Below are 21,354 nucleotides of genomic sequence, written 5' to 3' on the forward strand. Positions count from 1 at the left end.
TTCTACTTGCCGTAGTACGCGTTGTAGATCGAGACCGTCGACTTGTTGCCCTTCTTGTCGGCGATCTTCGCGTGGAAGGAGATGGCCTTCCCCTTCGCCGGGTTCTTGACCTTGATCTTGCCGTTGACCACGGTGGCCTTCTTCCAGGTCTGGCCGTAGTCGTAGGACACGTACACCGCGAGCGACTTGAGGTTGCTGCCCTTGGCTGCGCCCTCGACGACGACCGGGAACGTGACCGTCTTGCCGGCCTCGACCCGGTTGTCCAGGCCGGTGGTCGCCGCGAAGCGGGCGACGGAGACGGGCAGCTTCACCGGGTCCGCTGTCTTCTTCGAGCGGAACGTGAAGCTCGTGTCGACGCGGGTGGAGGCCGACGCGATCTTGACGCTGCGCTTGACCGACGTGGTCAGCTTGTAATCGGCGTCGCCCGAGGGGACCTTGAACTCCTTCTCACCGAAGAGCGGGTCGTCGTTGGAGCCGACCTTGGTGCCGTTGCGGTACAGGGTCGAGGTGACCGAGGTGAAGGCGGAGGAACCCGCGTGGGACTTGCCGTCGGCGAACAGCGGGAGGTAGCCGGAGATGCTGTTGCCGTCGCGGTAGACGCCGAAGTCGGCGTTGAGGTGCGGTCCGAACACGGCCGTGTTGAACGTCTTGGAATAGGTCTGGCCCGCCTTGAAGGTCTGCGAGCCGCCGAGCGTGTAGAACGCCTCGGAGATCGGGAAGCCGTCCTCGTCGACACCGCCCGACTGGTCGAAGTCCAGGTCCCACTTCACGCCGCCGGACGTGGACAGGTAGAGCGTCCGCGTGCCGGGCAGGTTCTGCGAGATGCCTATGGAGGACGAGCCGGAGCTGCCGGGCAGCCAGCCGGCCGCGGCCACCGAGCCCTTCTTGCCGCTCGCGCCGGAGCCCATGCCGACCTTCACCTTGGCGAAGTCGCTCGCCTTGTAGTGCTTGGTGTAGCCGGTGGCGAGCTGCTTGACCACGGCGCCGGTCGTGGTGTCGTACTCCTTGGCGGCGCCGCTGCTCCAGTGGCTGTCCCACTGCTGGCTCAGCGAGCCGTCGGTGATCTGCGGACCGAGGTGCGCCGTACGGAAGTTGGCGTACGTGTCCAGGAACCAGCCGAAGCTGATCCCCATGTCGGGCGAGTCGATCGCGTACGACGGTGACGCGAACTCCGACTTGGCGGCCGTGTCCGGCACCGTGATGTCGACCGGCTTGGCGATGCGCGCGTCCAACGTGAGCGTCGTGTTCCTGGTGACGCTCAGCTTCGGACGGGCCAGCCAGTCGGCACCCTTGCTGAAGTCCTCCGGGTCCACGTACAGGCTGGAGTTGAGGATGTAGCCGCCGCGGGGCACGCGGACGGTGACGGTGCCGTCGGGGTCGTACGGAGAGTAGAACTTCTCCTTGCCGAGACCGGTGAGGCCGAACAGGTCGGTGCTGTAGTACTGCGCCGGCTTGCCCTCACGGTCGAGGAACTTCAGCGTGACGTCGTAGGACTCCACCTCGCGCTGCACCGCGGCAGCCGTGCGCACACTCTGGCCGGCGCCCGTCGCGGTCACGTACGCGGAGTACGCGCCGTCGGTGGTGCCGCCCAGTTTGGTGTTGACGGTCAGGTCGACGGAGGCCTTGCCGCCCGCCGGGACCGTCACCGTGGTGGCGCCGAGCTTGAAGAAGCCGGCCGGAGCGGCCTGCCCCTTCGGGTTGGTGGCGGCCACCGCCAGCTTCAGCGTCACGTCCTTGGTACCGAGGTTGCGGTACGTCAGCTGCTTGGCGGCCGGCGTGTCGTCGGTGTGCGGCCACTGCTGGAGTCCGAAGCTCACCGACGAGGGGTCGGCGACCACGGACTGCTTGATGGCCTTGTCGACCTGGATGCGGCCCGAACCCTGCTCGAACGGCGTGTACTTGCCGCCCTTCGCGGAGCCGGTCAGCGCGCCCTTCAGGTCGGCGTACGTCCAGTCCGGGTGCTCCTGCTTGAGGATCGCCGCCGCGCCCGCCACGTGCGGGGTCGCCATCGACGTGCCGGAGATCGTGAGGTAGCCCGGCGGCTTCTCCCCGACCTCCTGATCGATGAGGCTGCCCGGGGCGGCCGCCGCGGTGATGTCCACGCCGGGCGCGGTCACGTCGGGCTTGATCTGCCCGTCGAGGCCGGGACCGCGGCTGGAGAAGGAGGCCAGCTTGTCCTTGTCGTCGACCGCGCCGACGGTCAGGGCCGCGGCCGCGCTGCCCGGGGAGCCGACGGTCTGCTCGCCGAAGTCGCCGTCGTTGCCGGCGGCGATGGCGAACAGGATGCCCTTGGTCTCCGAGAGCTTGTTGACCTCGGCTTCCAGCGGGTCGATCTCCGGGGTGTCGCCGCCGCCGAGGCTGAGGTTGACGATGTCGGCGCCCTGCTCGGCCGCCCACTCCATGCCCGCGAGGATCTGCGAGTCGTCGCCGGAACCGTCGTCGCCAAGGACCTTGCCGTTGAGCAGCTTCGCACCCGGCGCCACGCCCTTGTACTTGCCGCCCGACTTCGCGCCGGTGCCGGCGGCGATGGAGGCGACGTGCGTGCCGTGGCCGAACTTGTCGGTCGCGTCGGCGGAGGTGGAGAAGTTCTTGGCCGCGATCACCTGGTCCTTGAGGTCCGGGTGGGTCGCGTCGATGCCGGTGTCCAGGACGGCGATCTTGACGCCCTTGCCGTCGTAGCCTGCCGCCCACGCGGTGGGGGCGCCGATCTGCGGCACGGACTTGTCCAGGCTGGCCTTGCGGACACCGTCGAGCCAGACGTGCGCGATGCCGGAGGCCGTCCTGTCGCCGTTGGTGACCGCGTCCCACAGCTCGGGCGCGTCCTGCTTCGGCGCCTGAATGGCGTCCGCGTTCAGGGACTTGAGGTTCACGCGGAGCTTGCCCGCGTCCCGGACGTCGGCCTTGGTGGCCGAGGCGGCGCCGCTGTAGCCGACGATGACCTTCAGACCGCGCTTCTGGGACTTGCGGGTGGCGGCCTTGTCGAGTTCGGTGACGTCGAACAGGCGCTGGTCGAGCTTACCCTTCGCGACCAGACGGGCGACGTCGGCCGGTATGACGTAGGTGTGTCCGTCGGCCCTGCGGGTCTGGACGGGTATGTGCTCGCGGCCCTTGGCGGGCTCCAAGCCGACGACCCGGGCCTTGGAGTCGAGCACGACGCGGTCACCGGTGATCAGGGTGAGGCGGTGATTGGACGTGAGTTGAGCCTTCGGGGCACTCGCCTGCTCGGCTTTCGCCGACGCCGGGCTGGTCATGCCCGCCGCCAGGGCCACGGCGGCCGCCGTGGCGATCGTGACCGCGCATGCCTTTTTCACTTGTCTGCGCAAAACTCCCCCTCGTGGAAGTACCAGGCGACATTCCCCTAGTCACCCGGCCGGGAGAGCTTTCGTACACGCGTACGTGCACTCCCCGGAACGCGCAGTATGCCGGGGAGGCGATCACACAAGTGCGTTACAACGGCACCTTGTTACACGTTCGTCGCGTTCCCCTTCACCGTGATCCTTGAGCTGATCACGACCCACGCGACATCGTGCCCGCGATCGCCCGCCGCGGCACCCTGCACGACACCGGCCAAGGCACCTATCGGTGGGTTGCGGAGTGGAGTTTCGCGTGGCTGCGCGTACCGGCACCTGCGTATCCGGTGGGAACGGCGAGCTGACATCCCCGAACCTTCCTCAGACTCGCCTGCTGCCTGATCGCTCACCGACAGCTCGACGTATTGCGCTGTCGTCGATAAAGGTAACTATGCGGCTGGGGTCTGTTGTCGAGCGCACCTGGCCGGGGAAGCGTCCAACGTCCTATGAAATGGTCACGGCATGCTGCAGTTCACACCTGTCGTGCTGGAGGTGGAACCGGCGGAGGTCTTGCAGTGCAGCGACGGGAAAAGGGTACTGAACCCACTTCGTCAGATAGCCGTCCTCGCCGTGAACCTCCAGCACTGACTGAGCGGCCTCCAGGACGACGTGTCCGAGAAGGCCTCGCGGCTGTGTGGAGCCCCAGACGAGGGTGCCGTCCTGGTCGGGCGCATCGAAGCTCGCGGACATGTCAGGGAAGCGGTGGATCGACAGATCAACATCCGAACCCCGGCCTCGCAGGACCCACCTAACTTCAGCCGGTTCCAGGTCAAAGGAGAAGCGCTGGACAGATGTGGGGCCGTACAGACCCGCCACACCGTGAAGCAAGTCGGCAAGAGCATCCGTGCAGTAGCTGACGATGTCCTTCCGCTCCGAAGAGCCGTCCTTGATGCGGCACGTCGCCCAGCCACTGCCGCTCAGTTCCCAGCTGAACTTGAGGCCATTGGCCATCCCGCCCCTCCCGGTGATCGTCTCCGAAGACGGTACAGCGCAGAGGCGGGCGGATCCCCTCGCGTCCAACACAACCAACGGCGACGGCCTCACCGGTCAGGAGAACGACCTGTTCGCCTGGCGGGTGCGGGCGCCACACCCCTGCCGCTTCATTGTGTTATCCCTCGTAGGCCGCAGCCCGGTCCCGTGAGGCTCTGGCGGGACCCGGCTGCCCACACAGTGCCAAGCCCTTACGTGCTACTCCAGGGTCTGCACAGACATGCGAGCGCCGCCGAACCGCGCTCAGTTCTGGCCTCGCAGTTCAGTCTGTTCTCGGTCGTGCTACGGCTCTACGGTTTGTTGCGCCACTGCGAGAACTTCAGGCCCGGTCCGAGCTTGACCGAGGTCACGTCGTCGACGCGCTGATGCGGCCTGAGCTCGTTCGTCGAGCTCTGTATCGACCCTTCGGCCAGACCCCGGTCGTGGAACGGAACGCGGTCGACGACCTGGCCCGCGCTGTTCAGGAAGTCCAGGGTGCCTGAGACGGAGTTGTAGTGCTGTCCGCGCAGGATGCCGTCCACCGTCATCCGCACCATCTTGTCCTTGCCTGATGGGCGGGACAGTTGAAGATGTCCACGCGCTGTGCGGGCCACCGCCGGCGACGTGGCCTGGGTATTGGCCGGGAAGGACTCGGAGCCGCTCTCGTCGTCCCGGGCGGAGAGGAGCAGACTGAGCAGGGCGATAGCCAGAGCCGCTGCAGCAGCCCATGACACTATGCGTGATCGTCGAGACATCCTGGCATCCTCACACGTCGCCTCCTGCGCTCGCTGCCGAGGCTGCCAAGCTTCTGTCTGCTGCTCGGGACGCGTTGCCTGATCTCGGCCAGGTCGGTAACTGCCCCTGGCGCCGCGGCCGCCGCCCTCCCGACCAGGGCTAGGAACTCCTAGGCCCAACGCAAGAACGGCGGAGGGCCCGACTGCGCCGAGCCCCTCCTCACGCGATGGGCACCCGTGGCTTTTGAAGGCCTCGGGCGTCCGCAGACGGCGTGGGTCAGCCGCGAACGATGTTCTCGGCCTGGGGACCCTTCTGGCCCTGGGTGACGTCGAACGTGACGTGCTCGCCCTCGTTCAACTCGCGGTAGCCGTTGCCGGAGATGTTGGAGTAGTGGGCGAAGACGTCCGGGCCGCCGCCCTCCTGCTCGATGAAGCCGAAGCCTTTTTCGGAGTTGAACCACTTCACGGTGCCGCTGGCCATACTGCTGTCCTTCGAAAGAGCGCCGAGTCTGCCCCGGCTGAGCTGTGACAGGCGCACCTCCGTCACCGGAGGACACCCGACACCTGTTCTACCCCACCCATCCCACAGATCAACCGCTCGCCACATCACATCCTGGCGGCGGCCGGGACGGCACCGACGGCGATGCGGGCGCCGACCAGGTGGCCGGACTGGCCCGCAGCGCGCAGGGCTCTGGCCACCGCCTTGTCGTTGTAACGGCGCCCGGCGAGGCCGGTGCTGCGACCGCCCAGGTCCGACACAAGGGGCAACGCTGTACCTCAAGGGCGACGAGAAGTACTGGCGCAGCAGTCTCAAGCAGCAGGGTGACGCGGACAAGATCGTGCCCAAGGTCGCAGGCAAGTGGGTGAAGATGCCCGCCGGGGACGACCAGTTGACCGGGCTGTGCGACAAGCAGGGCTTGCTGGAGGCGCTGGACGAGGACAAGTCCGAGCGCAAGGGCATGTCCAAGGGCGGAAGCGCCTCGGTCGACGGCACATCGGCGGTGAAGCTCACCAAGGAGTCGGACGGTAAGACTCTGACGATGTACGTGGCCTCCGAGGGGAAGCCTTACATCCTCAGGGTGACCACCACCGGCGGCTCGGCGCCCGAGTCGACGACCTTCAGCGACTACAACGAGCCGGGACCGCCAGCCACGCCTCACCGCCGCGCACCTTGTCCACACACGCCGCGAGCCGCTCGGACTCGGACCGCCGCCCGACAAAGACCTCACGTTCATCGTGCCCGCTTGCGGCTGTTGGCGGTGCGGGTGACACCGGAGTTGGCGACACGGCTGCACGGCTACACGAAGGGGCATCCCCTCTACGTGCGCACCGTCCTGGCGGAGGTACCGCTTCAGGTGCTGGGCGACGAGTCGGCACGGCGGTGGCCCGTCCACCAGTCGCTGCGGGCGGGGATCGGGGCGCGGGTCGAGGAGTGGTTCAGCGCGAACGGCACTCCCGCCACCCGCCTCGACGACGTGGCTCCCGCCTTCGACATCGGGAACATCCTCGCCTCAGCGGAGTCCTTCCGCGTGAGCGTCGCGGGCCCGCCGCCGACCGTCTGACCACCGTCGCCCTGCGACGTGCGATCCCGCCGGCCGCGCACGGCCCCAGATCTGCCGGCGGCCCTACCAAGAGAAGGACTTCGTCATGCCCGGAACCCCGTCAGTCCCACCGCACGGAAACCGCTGGTTCCACCGACGCGTGGCCATCCCGGCCGCCTTGGCCGTCGCCGTCCTGACCGTGCCGGCCGTCTCCCCAGCGTCCTCGGCATCCTCGGTCCCCTCGGCACCGGCTCCATCGGCGGTGGCCGCGCAGTCCCGGCACACGCCCAAGCCCACCGTCGTCCTGGTACACGGTGCCTTCGCCGACTCGTCCGGCTGGAGCGGGGTCGTCGCCCGGCTCCGGCACGGCGGCTATCCGGTCATCGCCGCGGCCAACCGCTGCGGGGCCTGGACTCCGACGCCACCTATGTCAGCAGCCTCCTCGACTCCATCCCCGGGCCGGTGGTGTTGGTCGGCCACTCGTACGGCGGTGAGGTGATCACCAACGCCGCGGTCGGGCACGCCAACGTCAAGGCCCTGGTGTACGTCGCGGCCTTCGCTCCCGATCAGGGAGAGAGCGGCCTGGCGCTGGTCGGTCTCAACCCCGGAAGCCAACTCGGCGAGGCGCTCGTCGTCCGGCCCTACGCGGTCGCCGGCGGCGGAGCGGACGGATACGTCGATCCGGCGAAGTTCCGCACCGTCATGGCGGCCGACTTGCGAGGATCCGAAGCGGAGTTGCTGGCCGCCCAGCAGCGCCCGGTGGACCTGGCGGCCCTCCAGGCACCGAGCGGTGTACCGGCCTGGAAGACGATCCCGTCCTGGTACCTGGTCGCCGGGGCCGACCGGGCGATCCCGGCCGCGACCGAGAAGTTCATGGCCCGCCGGGCCGGCGCTCACACCGTCGTGGTCGACGACGCGTCCCACCTGGTCATGCTCTCCCACCCCGGCCGGGTCGAGAACCTGATAGTCCAGGCCGCCAAGGCGACCGACTAAACGTCGAGTTGGGATCCAAAGCTGACCTCAGGGGAGTTCGACGGTCTCGATCCCTGGGTGGCCTTTGTGCGGTTCGGCCGGGTGGGCGGCGGTGAGCAACCACCCGGCCGGGGCGGTGGAAGGCAAGGCGGGCGGCGCGGCCGGTGACGAGGCCGACGCCTTCTGCGCCTCGACGGCTCGGAGGGCGAGGCCTCGTTCGAGGTCGCTGCGACAGCCCCGGGGTCAGAGCCTGCGGTGTGCCGGTCCGCAGGGTCCGGATGCCGTCCACGTCCCCCAGCTCTCGCACGGCCGGGGTGGAACCACCACTGACAGGCGTAGGTCAGATCATGGGAATCAGGACCGCGGGAAGGTCCCCCGCTTCCACGGCTGTTCGATCGATGGACAGGTCGCAGTAGTCGCCCACGGCGGTGAACACCGATTCGGGAAGCCGGGGCCCGTGCTCCTCGAAATGCGCCGTGGCGGCGGCCTCACCCACTTCCGCGATGGAGGGGAACACAGCACCTGTAGCGTGGAGGGCCGCATCCAGTGCCGAGCCCTGCCCGGTGTCCTGTCCGAACTCGGCCTGACGGGCGCTTCCGTCGCCCGGCGCATGGATGATCCTCTGCGGGGGACTCCAGGCGTTCAAGGTCACGCAGACGATCTCCTCGTCCGGGGCGGGCCGCATCGACTCCACCTTCTGGTAGCCAGTGGCCCATGTCGCCGTGCCCCAGTCCTCCAGGACATACACCCACTCGCCGCACGTCCCGTACATCGCGCGATTGACGTGCGGTGACCGGTCGCCCGGTCGTCTCGCAGGCACGAGGAGATCCCTGCAGGGCGTTCGGTCGGCGAGCTCGTCGAGATCGGCACCCAGCGCGATGAGTAACTCGTCCGCGCCGATGCCGCGTGCGCACGTAAGGGATATCCCCCCGAGCATGCCGGGAAGGGCGGCTGAACTGCCTGCCGTGCTGTGCGTACCGATCCAGGCGATTCCGTCACTCATACGGGTTCCTCCGTCCTCGGGGTGCGTCGTGGCCACCAAGAGATCCACGAGAACCACGTGTCTCCTAGGGGCTCTTGGCGCCTCTTGCGCCTGGTCAGGAAGGCTTGTTCGTCCCACTTGCCCGCCGAGCGGCCTTCGGTCGTCCTGATCCCATTGAGCAGTTGCCGGGGCCGAGCCTCCGCCATTGAATGAAGCCGTAGGGGAGCATTGGCGCGCGAACCGGCCGGTGCAGGCCACCTTAAGCTGATCGTTTCTGCGGTGAACGCTGCCGCCCAGTTGGGTGAGGCCTGGGCCGGTTTCCCTGCGGACCACCAGCTCATCGCCGAAGGCGAACAGCTCCTTCCCGCCGACCGCGACCAGAACCGCGGCATGTTCCTCACCGACCAGGCCGCCAGCCACCTCGACCAGAAGGAACCCGAACCCGCCGCGGCCGCCACCACCCAGGCCCGCCTCCTGGCCCGCCGTATCGGAGCGCCCCGCTGCACCAGCCTCGTCGAAGCCCTCCTCCCCCGCTTCCAGCCCTACCGCAGCGCGCCCGGCGTCCCGGCACGCCTCCACCTTGCCTGACCACGCACTCCGACAGTGCTAGCGGATGATTCGGCAGGCACTCGCTCGTGCAGTGATGCGCCTGTGCGCGCGGAGGGATTGCGGCGTTCGGCCGCTCTGGAGCGGTCTGCCCTGGTTTCCAACTGGCTATACCCTGCTTACGGATGGGCGAGTAGGGCAAACACGTTGATGGCGGGCGGGATGACGCGGTGACCGGACAGCATGTCGTAACGGCGCTGCTGGGGTGGACGCTCATCGGCACGGTACTGGCCGTGGTGCTCAGCGTCCGCCTGATCTCCAAGTTCGCGGCATCGGCCCGCACACTGCCGGACGATGCAGGCATAGAGATTCGCCAGCAGCGAGCTCGTGAGCTCTCGCACCAAATCGCTCCGCGCCGAGTCCTGGTTTCCGCTCTTGCGAGCCTCGCCGCGGCGATAGCCATGGCCCTGTCCACCTGATCTGCGTTCTTACATCCGCAGGCCGGTGTCACACAGGGACATGGCGGTCGGGGCAGTCGTGATGCGCCAGGCCTGCCCGGGCGTTGATCCTCCACAGGCCGCTCTGCCCCCACCGTAGACACCACACCGATGCGTCGTTGACCTTTTGTCAAAGGAATTCGATGGGGCAGGCAACTATTCGCCATTCTGCTGGATGCCCTCCCTGGCTGGAAGGAGACAGAGGCATAGTCGTCACGACTCACGGGGGGAAATCTTGCTGGACTCCATCGCACCTTCCAGAGAACGTCGGGCGCGGCTACCGCCGGCTCGTCACCGCATAGGGCTGACCATGGCGCCCGCATGCCCCGGACCCCGTGAGGGCGGGGCGGCCGCATACGGCCGACCCGCTCCATCCTCGGGCTGGACGAATCCGCCCGCGTTCTCCCGCTCGACCTCGAATCCGTACTCGCAGACGCCCTCCCGCACGAGCTCGTGCCCTGGGCTCTGTAGAGGAGATGACGTGCGCAACAACGGTTCCTTCAGCGAATCAACAAGTTCACGCGAAACCCGAGAACCTCCAGCCGGATCAGACAGGCGCCGGGGCGACCTGGTCCCGTCGCCCCGTACCGCCCGCAAGGGCTCCTCTGCTCGTATCGACCCCGCGGGCTCCCGCTACAGACGTCTCACGCCGGTCGTCCCCGCGCTGATTTCGTTAGGGCTCGGTCTCTGGGGCTTATCCCGTCAGGACAGCATGTGGCGCGACGAGTCCGTCACATACCAGATGGCCCATCGCTCCATGAGCGACATGGCGCGGGCTTTGTCTCATATCGATGCCGTCCACGGCCTCTACTACGTCCTGATGCACGCGGTGTTCAGCCTGTGGGACGGCGGCCTGGTTGCTCTTCGCCTTCCGTCGGTCCTCGCGATCGCGCTTGCCACCTGGCTCGTCGGCGCCATCGCCACCCGCCATGCTGATGTGCTCACTGGCTTCTTGGCGGGCCTCACCTTCACCCTCGTACCGATCGTCCAGCAGTACGCCCAAGAAGGCCGCTCCTACGCCCTTGTCACGGCAGCGGTCGCCGGCACACTCCTCGCGTTCGACCGCGCACTGACCCACGACCGTGCCCGCGACTGGCTGCTCTACGGGTCGGTCGCGCTGCTCGCAGCCCTGCTCCACGAGTTCGCGATTCTGGTCCTTCTCGCACATGCCGTGACCCTCCGGCTTATCAGAGCTCCGCGCACGCTCGTTCGTCACTGGGCGATCACGGCGACCGTGGCCACGATCGGCCTGCTCCCCTTGGCGGTATTCAGTCTTGGGCAGTCCAGTGAGCAGTTGGGCTGGCTCAACCGCCCGAGCGTCGGGGAGTGGCTCCTTTTCCTTGGGGTCGTCGTGCTCGGTGCGGGCTGCGCACGCTTCGCGTTCGGAGGCGCCCAGAAGCGATACGGGCCATCCGGCAAGGGGGGATACCCGCATGGGCAGCGGCTGCTCGCTGCGCTCGCCCTGCCGGTGCTGGTGCTGCCGAGCCTGCTCCTCATGGCGATCTCTTTTGTGCACCCGTGGTACGTGGACCGGTACTGCGTCTACTCCTACCTCGGTCTCGCCCTGGTGGCAGGCGCCGCCCTGCGCCGCTGCCTGACGCTCGTAGCGGCACGTCCGCTCCCGTACCGCGTCGCGATGACCGCACTGCCTATCGCACTCGCGTCGGCGGTACTGGCTCCGTGGTACGTGCTGATGCGGACACCGGAGGCCCGCAAAGACGACGTGGTGGCGGTGACCCAGGCAGTGGATAAACTGGGGGAGCCCGGTGACGCGGTGCTGTTCGAGCCGGCGCGGCGACGCGAGTGGAGCCTGTCGTACCCCGGCACGTGGGGCAAGTTCCATGACATCGCACTCGCTGTCTCGCCGGAAGCGTCGGGCACCTTGCAAGGGTCGGAGGTCTCAGCCGAGCGCATCAAGGAGCGCCTCCTCACGCAACAGCGCGTACTCGCCCTGCGTGATCCGGCAGGCCAGCCCCTCGACGACACCGCTGCGGAACGCACGAAACGTGAAGTTCTCGACCGCTACTTCACCCCCTGCAGCACTCGGACCGTGATCGGCGCTCGCGTCACCCTCTACGCGCGTGCCCACGCCTGTGCCTCTCACCAGGACGGGCGGTGAAGCTTCGGCCCTCCCGTTCTCAAAGGCTTCCAATCTTCGCGAATGGTGGACATGTCTGACTTCGCTCTTGACTCCCATGCCCTGGGTTCGACGGCCTTCGCACTGTCACCGCTCCTTCATTTGGCAACACTCCTCTCGGAGGGAAGCTCTTCCTCCAAGAGCCGGCCCCGGGTCGCCAGCCCGGCGGCACTTCCACGCCGCCGCCTGCCTCTGTCACGCGCGGCCCTGCACGGCCTACCCCACCCGGAGTTCCTGGTGCCGGACTCCATGCCCCAGCGAGACGCCGGCATAGAGCGGTCTTTCGCCAGCGAACTCAGCGCCCTGGAAAACGAGAAGACGGACCTCGTCCGTCTCATCAGAGAGCGGATCGCGCTCCGCTACAGACACGGGGCGCCCGACCAGGGGCCAACAGCCCACCGCGAGTGGCGAGCCTTCCTGCGCCTTGACGGCCGCGCACTCCTGTCCCGTCTCCAGGAGGAACTGACAGACGCCTGGGCTGCGTTCAACCGGCATCTGTGGCCGCGGGTGCTCGAAGGGCTCTGGGCGGACACAGCATGGCGCGGGACACGAATCATGCAACGCGGCACCGTAGCAGTGCTGAACGGACTGCATCCCTCACTCAGCTTCACGGATTCTCTGCGCCAGCATCCCCAAGAGGTACAGACCAACGGGCCTACGCAATATGTGACCGGATCTGTCCTTCTTTTACCCAACGGCTTCCAGGGCAGCCCCCCTCGTACCCGCCAGCGTCACGAGAACCTCACCGTGTTCTACGGAGCAAGACAGGCGGGCGAACTCCCCTCTTTCGGCCGTCGGGAGTCGCCTCCCGTCTCCTCACCGCGACGCGCGATACTGCGCTCACTGGACATGGCTCGTACCACGACGGAACTGGCACGCCTGCACCAGCTGAGTCCCTCAACGGTCTCGTATCACCTGGCCAAGCTGTACGAGGCAGGCCGGGTCTCCCGGAACCGGGAGGGGGCACGGGTCTACTACATGGCTCGCCCATCGATCGCATCCTCCTGAGGCCCTTCTCCGCCATTCGAGGCGATTCGAATCATCTGGACCCCGTCCTGTGCACTCGGCTGGAATGACGTTCGTCAGGTCCGAACCAACGTCACCGATACAGGAGTTGTAATGCGACACAAGATCGCCATGGCCATCGGCGCCAGCTTCCTGGCCGTCGCCGGCACGGTCGGGTTCTCTTCCACCGCCCTCGCGCAGCCGCACCCCTCTGCCATCGCGGCCAGCTACTTCGTGCTCTACGAGGACGACAACTACTCGGGCCGCCACGCCAACTTCTCCGGGTCCGACGTCGAGCTGAACAACAAGTACTGGTCCGGCAGCACGTCGGCGTTCGCCCAGAACGGCGGCAGCTCGATGGAGAACAACACCAGCTCGAACGTGGGCCTGTGGGACAAGGGCACCACCTGCACCGGCACGAGCTACACCGCCAAGGCCAACTCCAAGGACTCCGACTTCAGCAACAACAACTTCGACAACAAGGCGAGCTGCGTCCGCTTCCTCTGACCGACGCAAGCACAGACGCCTCCCGTGTGGCGCCGCCGGCAAGTCCGGCGGCGCCACGCCTCGTAGAAGGAGCCCTGATGAGGACCCGTGCCCGCCTCACCGCCGCCGTGGCAGCGTCAGCGTTGCTGAGCGGATGCGCCATCGGATCCGCCGCCGGTCCAGATCATCGAGCCCCGGCTGCCATACGGCTGCCGTGGGCGCCGCCGCCCACGGCAGAAGTCCGGGACCTGCACCTGCCCTTCGACAGCTACGACCTCTCAGTGAACGAGGTCTACCGGGGAGAGCAGGCGGAAGACTTGCTGACCCGGGCATGTATGGCCGACCGCGATCTGACCTGGACGCTCGTTGACCGCGACGAGAATTTCCCTGACCTGCGCAATCGACGCCGCTACGGCGTCATCGAGCAGCCCGTGGCCCGCGACTTCGGCTACCACGCCAACGCCACCATGCTCGGCTCGACGCGTGTCACCGCGGCCAAGATGACGCGCGACGCCAGGTTGGCCCCCGAGGCCAGGAAGCCTGCCAAGGACTGCCAAAAACTCGCACACACCAAGCTCGGCGGCAAGGATGTGAGCCTGGCGAAGCTCGCCCGCCTGTCGTCCGAAACGCTCGATTTCGCCCAGCACGAGCCGTCCGTCGCCGCCACCATCACCCGATGGCGCGCGTGTATGAAGACAGCCGGTCATCCCTACAAAGACCCCTTTGACGCGGCGAACGACCCCCGCTGGAGTCGGTCCAAGCGACCAGGGACGGAAGAGAAGGAAACCGCACTCGCCGACGTACGGTGCAAGGCGCGCACGCGCCTGGTCCCAACGTGGCTCACGGCTGAGACAGCCCGTCAGAAGACCGTGCTGCGGAAGGAACGGACCTACTTCACCACACTGAGCACCTACAAGAAGCGCTACTTGCAAGCAGCCGACAAAGTGATCCTCTCGGAGCAGAACGCAGGTTGAGCTCCGGCAAGTCGGCCTCCGTACAGGCCAGCACCTCGGGATCCTCGCGGCTCGGGCAGCGCGTAAAACGGCAGTCGACAGGCACGCCGCCCTTCAAATCGGAATGGAGCTGGCGCAGGCACGGACTCCTGGCCGGGTTGCGGCCGAACGCGTTCACTGCCTCGCGAGCGGGAGGCTGAACACTCCGCGGTCGCCTCCTACGATCAGGTCCGCACCGGCGGTGGCCATACAAGCGAGCGCCGCATCGAGGGCGATGTGTTCAACCGTGCCGGTCTTCGGCTCCCACACCCGCAGTCGGTGGCCGTGGCGGGTGCCGGCGACCAGGACCGTGCGCCCGTCTTGCAGAGTGGTGGCGGTGATGACCGGCAGGCCGGCGGTACCTGTGGAGGCGGGCAGACCGTCGCTGATCGGGGCACCGGTGGCAAGGTCCCACAGCATGACCACGCCCTGGTTGTCTCCTGTGGCGAGCAGGGCTCGGTCGGATGTGGGCACGGCCGCCACAGCCGCCACCCGGTGGTCGGCATCGGCGAGCGCACGCGCGCTCAGCTGCACGGCCGCGCCGGTCTTCCATGGGTCGTCGACGGCTGGATCCCACACGTGCAGGCGGCCTGCGGTGTCCGAGGCTGCGATCAGCGCATGGCCGTCGGAGATGGGGACGGCGGCGATCGACTGGATCGGACTGCCGTAGGGGTTGAGGCGTCCGACGCATTCCCCCGTGTCCGGGTCCCACATCCGGACTGCGCCTCGGGGGGTAGCGGTGACGAGCAGGGTGCGGCCGCCGGGGATGGCCGCGGCGCACATTCCGGTGATTCCGCCGGGACAGTCGCCGGCCGGTTCGCGAACCCGCTCCCTGGTGGCAGGGTTCCACACGGCGATCGTCCCTGTGTCGCCTCCGCTCGCCAAAAGGACGCGGTCGCCGGGCAGAGCCATGGCCGTCATCGAGCGGATACGATCAGGATGTCCTGGCAGCAGGCCATGGATGAGTCGTCCGTCGGCCACGTCCCACAGGCACACCACGCCTCTGTCCCCGCCGCCGGCCACGAGCGCCGGCCGACCGGGACGGGACACCACCGTCAGTGAATCGACACTCCCGAACGAACCGGGTGCGGAATCGGAGAACACGACCATACGGCTCCAGAGTGTGCCGTCGGCCGCCAGCACCCTGGTCCCGTCCTGCCGGAAACGAGTTCCCGCTCCACCTGTTCGGCCGGCCGTCCCCGAGGCGGTCGCCCCAGCAGCGTCCCTAGAAGCCTCCGTCGGACGCTCCTGGGGATACGCGCCGTCCGGGTTCTCCGCCAGGCCCTCGGCGATCGTCCAGATCCGCTCGCAGTCCCAGCAGCGGAAGTGTCCGGTGAGCGACATCAATTTGCGGGCCCATTCCCTACCGGCCCGCCGCGGGCTGCCCTTGACCGCGACCATGCCGGCGACCAGGCACAGGACAGCCTGCCCCGGCATATCGTCGGGTACCCCTGCCGCCGCGACCTCGCGTCCCACCCGCAGGAAGGACTCCCACCCCTCCCCCAGCGCGTCGCTCTGCAACGCTGCGGCGACCTCGCCCCAGGGATGCCCTCCCGCACGGACGCGAACGGGATCAGGCAACTCCGGAGCCTCCAAAGGCGGATGCACCGGATCCCCGAAGAAATCGGGGATCTCGGTGTCGCTCTCACACCCGGGACACACCAGCTCAAGGCTACTTTCTCGGAGATCGCGCAGGCGCCACACTGCCTCGCCCATGTGATGGCCGGCGAAGGCCACGCAGGCGAGCACGAGGTGAGCGCACACCTGCGCGGGAACACCGGCAGAAAGGAGGCTCCGTGTGGCCGCCTCCTCGGCCGCCCGCAGCGCTGCGCTGAACCCTGCCTCGAGATCGGCCGGGACGGGATGCCTGTCCTCCGCGGTCACGATGCATCCCAGGTCCACCCAGAAGTCCACGGTCTGCCCCGGAGGCAAGGCCGCTGCCGCCTCGATGAGATGAGGCAGGGCCGCGTAGGCGCCGTCGAAGACGGTTCCGTCGTCCAGCAGACCGCCGGCCAGGGCGGTCCAGTTCTGTCTCCACTCATCGCTGTCCTCGGTGTCAGCCGCGGAAGCCAACTGCGCCAGGAGTGCTTTCACCTCCTCGGCCTTCACACCGTGAAGGTCACGCCAACGAGGGCTGTGCAAGGGCAACTTCGGAATCATGGAAGAAGTCTCGCAATCGCCACTGACAATCGGGGTCTTGGCGTCCGACAGCGTTCGCTTAGCTCGTCATCTGGTCGACGACCACTGCCACTGAGCGGGGCATGATCCGCTCCAGAACCGGCAGAACAGGCTCCCAGCCGCCGAGAACCACCACCTGTGCGGCGAGCCTGCGGGCCCGGGGCGGCTCGGACAGCTCCACGAGTGCGGCCAGCGCGCGGGCTCGTGTCCCGCGATAGGCGATCGAGCGCGTCAGAGTCTCGGCGCCGTCCAGATCACCGTGCCGGGCCATCCCTCGGGCGACCGCGAGCAGCGCCTCACCCTGTGCCCAACCGTCGTCGATCAGACGGGCCATGACCTCGGCCCTGCCCTGATCGCCGCGCAGCACCAGCTTCCGGACCACTTCGATCAGCGCCCTGTCATGCGCCCGACGGTCGGTGATCGCGTGCGCGAGAGCCTCAGCCCCGTCCGTGTCGCCAGAGCGGGCAAATTCCCCGACAATGTCCGCCTGTTGCGCCACGGAGAGATCCAGGTCGAGCCCCTCGGTGAGGGCCATGGCCCGCTCGATCTGCCCATGGCGGGCAAGAAGGAGCGTCAGCGACTTCAGCAAAACATTGTGATCACGGCCATCACCGGTCTCAAGCAGTGTCTCGGCCCGGTCGGCCAAGGCCAGGGCCACGTCGAGGTCGGCGTTCTCGTCGACCGCATCCAGCACACACGCCATGTCCCGGGCGTGGAGAGGGAGGCGGGCGGAGACTGGGTGAGCAGCGGACCCATCCGGGTCTCCTTCCAAGACCATGCCTTGGTCACCCGGTTCGAGTGCCCATCCGCATGGCCTGTCGCTGGCCGCGACGGCGGATCCGGGCGGGGGCCGCAGAAGAGCGTCGAGCCGGCCGAAGTCTCCCTCACGCGCCTCCCGCGCCAACACCACTGCCAGGGGCTGCGGCTTGAACCACCCGGTCGGGTTGCGAGACCGGGCCATCTCCTCCACGCGATCGGCCAGTTCTGCCGCCCGGTCGTGGTCGCCGGTGGCGACGGCGACCTCCACGAGGAAGCCGAGCACCTCTTCCATGCCGTCGACGGCGCAGAGACGCGCCTCATCGTCGGCGCGAGCGGCAAACCTGAGCGCCTCAGCGATGTCGCCGCGGTCCGCCATCGCTTTCGCCAGCAGGGCCCAGGCCCACCCCCAGTTGTGCGGGTAGCGGATCCTCTCCGCCAGAGCGACAGCCCTGTCCCCCTCGCCTGCACGCGCCCACGCCGGTACGAGAGAGACCAGTGCCTGGTCCCGCAACTGCCTCAGGGGAATCGACTCGGCCAGCGCCTGAGCACCGCTTAGATCTCCCGCGCCCGCCGCAGCCTTCACCAGCTCCAGAAGCTCTGTACCCTGCTCGAGCTCGTCACTGATCGTGTACGCCAGTTCAGCCGCGCGGACGAGGTGACCGGTGCGGGCGAGCGTCCTCGGGAGCCATCCACGGGTGAGGCTGGTGCCCGGCTCCCTTCCCACCGACAGCCGCAGAAGGGTCAGCAGGCAGGGCTCGAACCCCCCTTGCGCGATGCCTCTTCCCACGTCGTTCTCCGGTGCCGGGCCGCGACGTCGCTCCCATTCCCGCATCAGGAAGAGCTCTGGCCCCCACTGGGCCAACCCCTCTGGCATACCTGGTCCCCCCTGGTAAGGCACCCCGGCTGTCCGCCCACGCAGCCAGCCCAACAATACGGCGGGACTCCATCGGATCGTCACCAAGTTCCCCTCGCCATCTGGGCGGTCGGCGATGACGTACGGCCGTGATGGCAAGAGCCCATCGGTGACCGGCGGGCGGAGGACGGGCCGGGCTCGGGGGCAGGCCGTACAGCGGTACGCCCGGAATGACGAACTCGGTGCGGCAACCAGAATCTCCGCCCGACAACACATGAGCAACAGCCGACTCCCGGATCCCGAACCGACCGCAGAAGCAACGATGTTCCCGCACGATCAGCACGATCGCGCGCAATCTCACCGTCTTGCCGTGGTCGGCAGAACGAGTCATCAGCCCGCGCCCTTTCGACCAGCAGACGGCTCCGGCCCCGGTGCTCGGTATGGCTGTCGGGGTGCACGAACCGGCCTCACTGGCCGATGCTGCTGCCTGACACGAGGCGCCTGCTTGGCCGTGATCAGCCCCTGGGACTGGCGAGTTGAACCTGGGCGAGGACCTCGAGCGTAAGCCGTCTAGAAGGAGGACACCGGCGCCGACGGTGCCTCGACTGCATGGTTACCCGGATGCGGTGATCCGCCAACAGCAACTACATTCATCTCGGGCGCATTTCAGGGGGTGGACATGAAATATCGAGTGTTGACCGCGGACGTGGTGAACCTGCTTCTCGGAGGCGGGGAGGCAACCCCAAAAGGCATCGAGACCACCGCCCTGGAAATGGTCCGCACGGGCCGACTTCAGGGTGAACACAAGGCCGACGGTACGCTGACCGTACGGACGATTCCGCCCACCGCCGACTCGGCACCGCTGCGGCCCGTCGAGGCACTGGTGGTCCAACGAATCCGCCAGCGCAGCCGAAGCGGCGTCGACCGTGTGCCAATAGGTGCCCTCGGGCCGGGCGACGGCGACGAGTTCTGGGTATGGTGGCGCGACTTCCAGAAGCGTGTCCGCGACGAGACGACGGCCCTTGGCCTCATACGGCCGGCCCGGAACAAGTACGTGACGCTGACATATCGGGGTGCGGCTCTCGCAGCCTGGTTCGGCGCCCTGTGGGCCGGAGTGTCGTGGAGTCCCGACGGGATACGGATCCTCCTCCAAGCAGTCCTCGTACTCAGCCTGTTGGGGCTGGTACCGCTGTCGGACGTCCCGCTCGGATCCGAGCCCAGGTTGACCGCCGAAGGACGGCAGGCCGCGCGCGAGTGGCGGACCCACGACCGCGACGGAGAACACCGGCTGCCCAAACGACAGGTGGGAACGGCCGGTCCCGAATCGGCGCTTCCCGTACGCGAGCCGCAGCAGATCTGGTCCTCGTACGACAGGACGTGGCACGTCGTGGACGCCGGGCCGCTGGATCCCCCGCGCTGCGGACACCTGTGGCAGTTCGTCGTGCTGGCCGTGACCGTGTGCGTCGGCTTCGTCGCCATGCTCGTGGTGAGCCTGACCGCGCGCCCGCCCTACGGCTGGGAATGGGACACCGCTCCGGTCCTCACCGGCGTACTGCTGTGGAGCCTGTGGCTACCGGCCCGCCGTCATGTCCTGGCTGTTCCCGATGAGTCCAGCTTTCGCGGCGCCGTGATCTCGCGCTGGGACTACGACACTCACCACGACGACCCACACACGGATGTCACACACTACTGCTGCTCCATCGAGGATCCGGCAACGCGGAAAGCTTGGTCCTTCGAGGTAGACCGGTGGAGCCGACCGATGTTTTCACGCGAAGCGAACCCACAGCTCAAAGACCGGTTCCGAGTGGGGGACATCGTCCATGTCCGCTGCAGCCCGCGTCAGCGCAAGATCCATGAGATCAGTGTGGTCGAGGCCGTGTCGCGGGCCGACTGACGATCGGACCCGCCCTCCGACACAGACGCGGCCGCTAGCCTCGCGCCTTCAGGAGGCGGGGTGTCTGATGCTTGGTCAAATAAGCGGAGATACCCCTGAGCGACCAGGACTGTGACAGACGGGGTCTCCGGGACACGGCCTGCCAGAGGGGTTGCAGCGTCGCCCGGCCACGTCCCGGCCGACGAATTCGCCGGGATCGTGATCACGCACAACGCGTGCGACATCGCACCCGCATGGCGACAGCAGCTCGCCGAAGGGGCCCGGCTGGTCGTGCCGCTGGAGATGGACGGCTACACCCGCTCCCTCACCCTGGTCAGGCCGCTCTCGTATCGGTCGAAATGCACGATAGGTCGCAGGTAGTCGAAATCGGGGCATGCGTGCGACGGGATAGCGAAGATGACCTGCCACCAGCCCAGCAGCCATGACAGCGTTCCGGTGGCGGCGGAGGCCTTGACCAGGCTGAGGAGGCGTCGCCCCTTCTGGACGCGCACAAGACTCAGCCCGAAGCTGACGAAAAGTACCGCCAGGATCAGGGAGTCCATCAGGCGTCGCCCTCCGTGGGTAGCCCGGTGTCGTTGGACTGCGTCTTTGTCCGGCTCGGTGACTTCACCCGGCGCGTGCGGTCAGGATCGGAGCGAGGCAGAGGTAGTACTCCCTACAAGTGTCGAGATCAGCGTCCCCCAGCTCACATGGCAATCATGACAGGCGCCCGCAGGCACGGCGGACGGGGCCCGGCAAGTGTGTGTCCACGGGACTGGGTTGGTGGCGAGGTTACCTCTCAGGTGCGTCGTGGCAGCGAGCGCTGTCCAGCCACCTTGCGAACCCCTCGCGCCGTTCGCCGGCGTCCGGGACGGCGGCTGCGACAGCACGGTGACCGGGGGCGCGGTAGGGGGTGGCTGTGGAGTTTTCTCGTGAGGCTCGGGAGGCAGCGTGTCTGTCCCCTCCGGGGCCGGGGTCGGGGAGGTGCTGTCGCTGCCGGGGGAGAGGTACGGCGCTGCGAGCTTGGACGTAGTTCGGGGTTCGGGGACTCCCATCGGCGGCACGTGTCGGAGCGCCAGCGAAATCGGGATCTGGCGCATCGCGGGCCTTGCCGTCGGCCAGGAGGAGGGCGAGGGTGGTGCGGGCGGCAGCGCCTCGGTCTCCTACGAAGCCGCAGTACGTCCAGTGCTCGCAGTGCAGTACGTCGCCGTGCCCTTCCCGCTACCGGAATCCATTCGCAGTGCATCGGCCTTCAGGCCGGTGGTGAAGCGAATCTGATGGTGGCGACGCGGAGCGTCGCGGATTCAGGTCCGGCGGAGCCGGATACCGCAGTTCCTTGCCTGGGGTGCGGAGCGTCGCGAGGGCTGGTCCCGGCGGAGCCGGGCGGTGCTCACACCGGCCGGTTCTGCTGTTCGATGTACTGCCTGACCACGCTGAGCGGGGCGCCGCCGACGGTTCCGGCGAAGTAGGAGCCGGACCA

Annotated in this window: 19 protein-coding genes and 1 pseudogene; 10 read left to right on the top strand and 10 right to left on the bottom strand. The window is 67.7% G+C overall.

Features of this window, described 5'->3' with window-relative positions; all coding sequences use genetic code 11:
* Positions 1 to 2: 2 nt before the first annotated feature.
* Positions 3 to 3,311 carry a S8 family peptidase gene (locus AB0C62_RS38955; protein WP_362981574.1) on the bottom strand — a complete coding sequence of 1,103 codons (3,309 nt, stop codon included), beginning with the start codon at positions 3,309 to 3,311 and terminating at the stop codon, positions 3 to 5.
* Between the two features lie 206 nt (positions 3,312 to 3,517).
* Here AB0C62_RS38955 and AB0C62_RS38960 point away from each other — a divergent pair.
* Positions 3,518 to 3,733: pseudogene (locus AB0C62_RS38960) on the top strand (IS5/IS1182 family transposase); the annotation flags it as partial.
* Between the two features lie 61 nt (positions 3,734 to 3,794).
* Here AB0C62_RS38960 and AB0C62_RS38965 read toward each other — a convergent pair.
* The 4 genes from AB0C62_RS38965 to AB0C62_RS38980 form a co-directional block, all read right to left on the bottom strand.
* Positions 3,795 to 4,301: a hypothetical protein gene (locus tag AB0C62_RS38965; protein ID WP_362981575.1), complete on the bottom strand. Its 507-nt coding sequence runs from the start codon at positions 4,299 to 4,301 to the stop codon at positions 3,795 to 3,797.
* Positions 4,302 to 4,630: 329 nt separating this feature from the next.
* Positions 4,631 to 5,074 (bottom strand): hypothetical protein, encoded by a 444-nt coding sequence (locus tag AB0C62_RS38970; RefSeq protein WP_362981577.1) that lies wholly within the window; start codon positions 5,072 to 5,074, stop codon positions 4,631 to 4,633.
* Between the two features lie 256 nt (positions 5,075 to 5,330).
* A complete protein-coding gene (locus AB0C62_RS38975; protein WP_164372316.1) occupies positions 5,331 to 5,534 on the bottom strand; it encodes a cold-shock protein in 204 nt (67 codons plus the stop codon).
* Between the two features lie 125 nt (positions 5,535 to 5,659).
* Positions 5,660 to 5,821, bottom strand: coding sequence for a hypothetical protein (locus AB0C62_RS38980; RefSeq protein WP_362981579.1), 162 nt, complete (start codon positions 5,819 to 5,821; stop codon positions 5,660 to 5,662).
* 71 nt (positions 5,822 to 5,892) lie between these two features.
* Between AB0C62_RS38980 and AB0C62_RS38985 the strand changes: the two genes are divergently transcribed.
* Positions 5,893 to 6,615, top strand: a complete 723-nt coding sequence (locus AB0C62_RS38985) for a hypothetical protein (RefSeq protein WP_362981581.1) — start codon at positions 5,893 to 5,895, stop codon at positions 6,613 to 6,615.
* Positions 6,616 to 6,633: 18 nt separating this feature from the next.
* A complete protein-coding gene (locus AB0C62_RS38990) occupies positions 6,634 to 7,587 on the top strand; it encodes an alpha/beta hydrolase (RefSeq protein WP_362981583.1) in 954 nt (317 codons plus the stop codon).
* Positions 7,588 to 7,906: 319 nt separating this feature from the next.
* On the opposite strand, the gene AB0C62_RS38995 is transcribed toward AB0C62_RS38990, so the two are convergent.
* Positions 7,907 to 8,569, bottom strand: coding sequence for a hypothetical protein (locus AB0C62_RS38995; RefSeq protein ID WP_362981585.1), 663 nt, complete (start codon positions 8,567 to 8,569; stop codon positions 7,907 to 7,909).
* Between the two features lie 258 nt (positions 8,570 to 8,827).
* Between AB0C62_RS38995 and AB0C62_RS39000 the strand changes: the two genes are divergently transcribed.
* From AB0C62_RS39000 to AB0C62_RS39025, 6 genes are all read left to right on the top strand, one after another.
* On the top strand, positions 8,828 to 9,136 hold the full coding sequence (locus tag AB0C62_RS39000; RefSeq protein WP_362981587.1) for a hypothetical protein: 309 nt from the start codon (positions 8,828 to 8,830) through the stop codon (positions 9,134 to 9,136).
* Positions 9,137 to 9,324: 188 nt separating this feature from the next.
* Complete coding sequence (locus tag AB0C62_RS39005) at positions 9,325 to 9,573, top strand: hypothetical protein (RefSeq protein WP_362981589.1); 249 nt, start codon at positions 9,325 to 9,327, stop codon at positions 9,571 to 9,573.
* Between the two features lie 775 nt (positions 9,574 to 10,348).
* The gene (locus AB0C62_RS39010; protein ID WP_362981591.1) at positions 10,349 to 11,710 is read left to right on the top strand and encodes a glycosyltransferase family 39 protein; all 1,362 of its coding nucleotides are present in this window, start codon (positions 10,349 to 10,351) and stop codon (positions 11,708 to 11,710) included.
* Between the two features lie 573 nt (positions 11,711 to 12,283).
* Positions 12,284 to 12,736: a winged helix-turn-helix domain-containing protein gene (locus AB0C62_RS39015; RefSeq protein WP_362981605.1), complete on the top strand. Its 453-nt coding sequence runs from the start codon at positions 12,284 to 12,286 to the stop codon at positions 12,734 to 12,736.
* A gap of 111 nt (positions 12,737 to 12,847) precedes the next feature.
* The gene (locus AB0C62_RS39020) at positions 12,848 to 13,240 is read left to right on the top strand and encodes a peptidase inhibitor family I36 protein (protein ID WP_362981593.1); all 393 of its coding nucleotides are present in this window, start codon (positions 12,848 to 12,850) and stop codon (positions 13,238 to 13,240) included.
* 77 nt (positions 13,241 to 13,317) lie between these two features.
* On the top strand, positions 13,318 to 14,193 hold the full coding sequence (locus AB0C62_RS39025) for a hypothetical protein (RefSeq protein WP_362981595.1): 876 nt from the start codon (positions 13,318 to 13,320) through the stop codon (positions 14,191 to 14,193).
* A gap of 153 nt (positions 14,194 to 14,346) precedes the next feature.
* On the opposite strand, the gene AB0C62_RS39030 is transcribed toward AB0C62_RS39025, so the two are convergent.
* Both AB0C62_RS39030 and AB0C62_RS39035 read right to left on the bottom strand, forming a co-directional pair.
* Complete coding sequence (locus AB0C62_RS39030; protein ID WP_362981597.1) at positions 14,347 to 16,125, bottom strand: hypothetical protein; 1,779 nt, start codon at positions 16,123 to 16,125, stop codon at positions 14,347 to 14,349.
* A gap of 304 nt (positions 16,126 to 16,429) precedes the next feature.
* On the bottom strand, positions 16,430 to 17,935 hold the full coding sequence (locus tag AB0C62_RS39035) for a hypothetical protein (RefSeq protein ID WP_362981599.1): 1,506 nt from the start codon (positions 17,933 to 17,935) through the stop codon (positions 16,430 to 16,432).
* 745 nt (positions 17,936 to 18,680) lie between these two features.
* On the opposite strand from AB0C62_RS39035, the gene AB0C62_RS39040 reads away from it, so the two are divergent.
* Positions 18,681 to 19,895, top strand: a complete 1,215-nt coding sequence (locus AB0C62_RS39040) for a hypothetical protein (protein ID WP_362981601.1) — start codon at positions 18,681 to 18,683, stop codon at positions 19,893 to 19,895.
* A 290-nt stretch (positions 19,896 to 20,185) separates the two neighbouring features.
* Here the strand turns inward: AB0C62_RS39040 and AB0C62_RS39045 are convergent, their stop codons facing one another.
* Together AB0C62_RS39045 and AB0C62_RS39050 are read right to left on the bottom strand one after the other, a co-directional pair.
* Positions 20,186 to 20,437 (bottom strand): hypothetical protein, encoded by a 252-nt coding sequence (locus AB0C62_RS39045; protein WP_362981609.1) that lies wholly within the window; start codon positions 20,435 to 20,437, stop codon positions 20,186 to 20,188.
* A gap of 827 nt (positions 20,438 to 21,264) precedes the next feature.
* Positions 21,265 to 21,354: transposase (locus tag AB0C62_RS39050; protein WP_362981607.1), on the bottom strand; the 90-nt coding region annotated here is incomplete at its 5' end.

This window comes from Streptomyces sp. NPDC048643 (assembly GCF_040650615.1).
GTDB lineage: Bacteria > Actinomycetota > Actinomycetes > Streptomycetales > Streptomycetaceae > Streptomyces.

Excerpts from the sequence above, each read along its gene's own strand:
- AB0C62_RS39010 (WP_362981591.1), top strand. The coding sequence starts at position 10,349 with ATGAGCGACATGGCGCGGGCTTTGTCTCATATCGATGCCGTCCACGGC.
- AB0C62_RS38995 (WP_362981585.1), bottom strand. The coding sequence starts at position 8,569 with ATGAGTGACGGAATCGCCTGGATCGGTACGCACAGCACGGCAGGCAGT.
- AB0C62_RS38975 (WP_164372316.1), bottom strand. The coding sequence starts at position 5,534 with ATGGCCAGCGGCACCGTGAAGTGGTTCAACTCCGAAAAAGGCTTCGGC.
- AB0C62_RS38970 (WP_362981577.1), bottom strand. The coding sequence starts at position 5,074 with ATGTCTCGACGATCACGCATAGTGTCATGGGCTGCTGCAGCGGCTCTG.
- AB0C62_RS39020 (WP_362981593.1), top strand. The coding sequence starts at position 12,848 with ATGCGACACAAGATCGCCATGGCCATCGGCGCCAGCTTCCTGGCCGTC.
- AB0C62_RS38965 (WP_362981575.1), bottom strand. The coding sequence starts at position 4,301 with ATGGCCAATGGCCTCAAGTTCAGCTGGGAACTGAGCGGCAGTGGCTGG.
- AB0C62_RS39040 (WP_362981601.1), top strand. The coding sequence starts at position 18,681 with ATGAAATATCGAGTGTTGACCGCGGACGTGGTGAACCTGCTTCTCGGA.
- AB0C62_RS39025 (WP_362981595.1), top strand. The coding sequence starts at position 13,318 with ATGAGGACCCGTGCCCGCCTCACCGCCGCCGTGGCAGCGTCAGCGTTG.
- AB0C62_RS39045 (WP_362981609.1), bottom strand. The coding sequence starts at position 20,437 with ATGGACTCCCTGATCCTGGCGGTACTTTTCGTCAGCTTCGGGCTGAGT.
- AB0C62_RS39015 (WP_362981605.1), top strand. The coding sequence starts at position 12,284 with ATGCAACGCGGCACCGTAGCAGTGCTGAACGGACTGCATCCCTCACTC.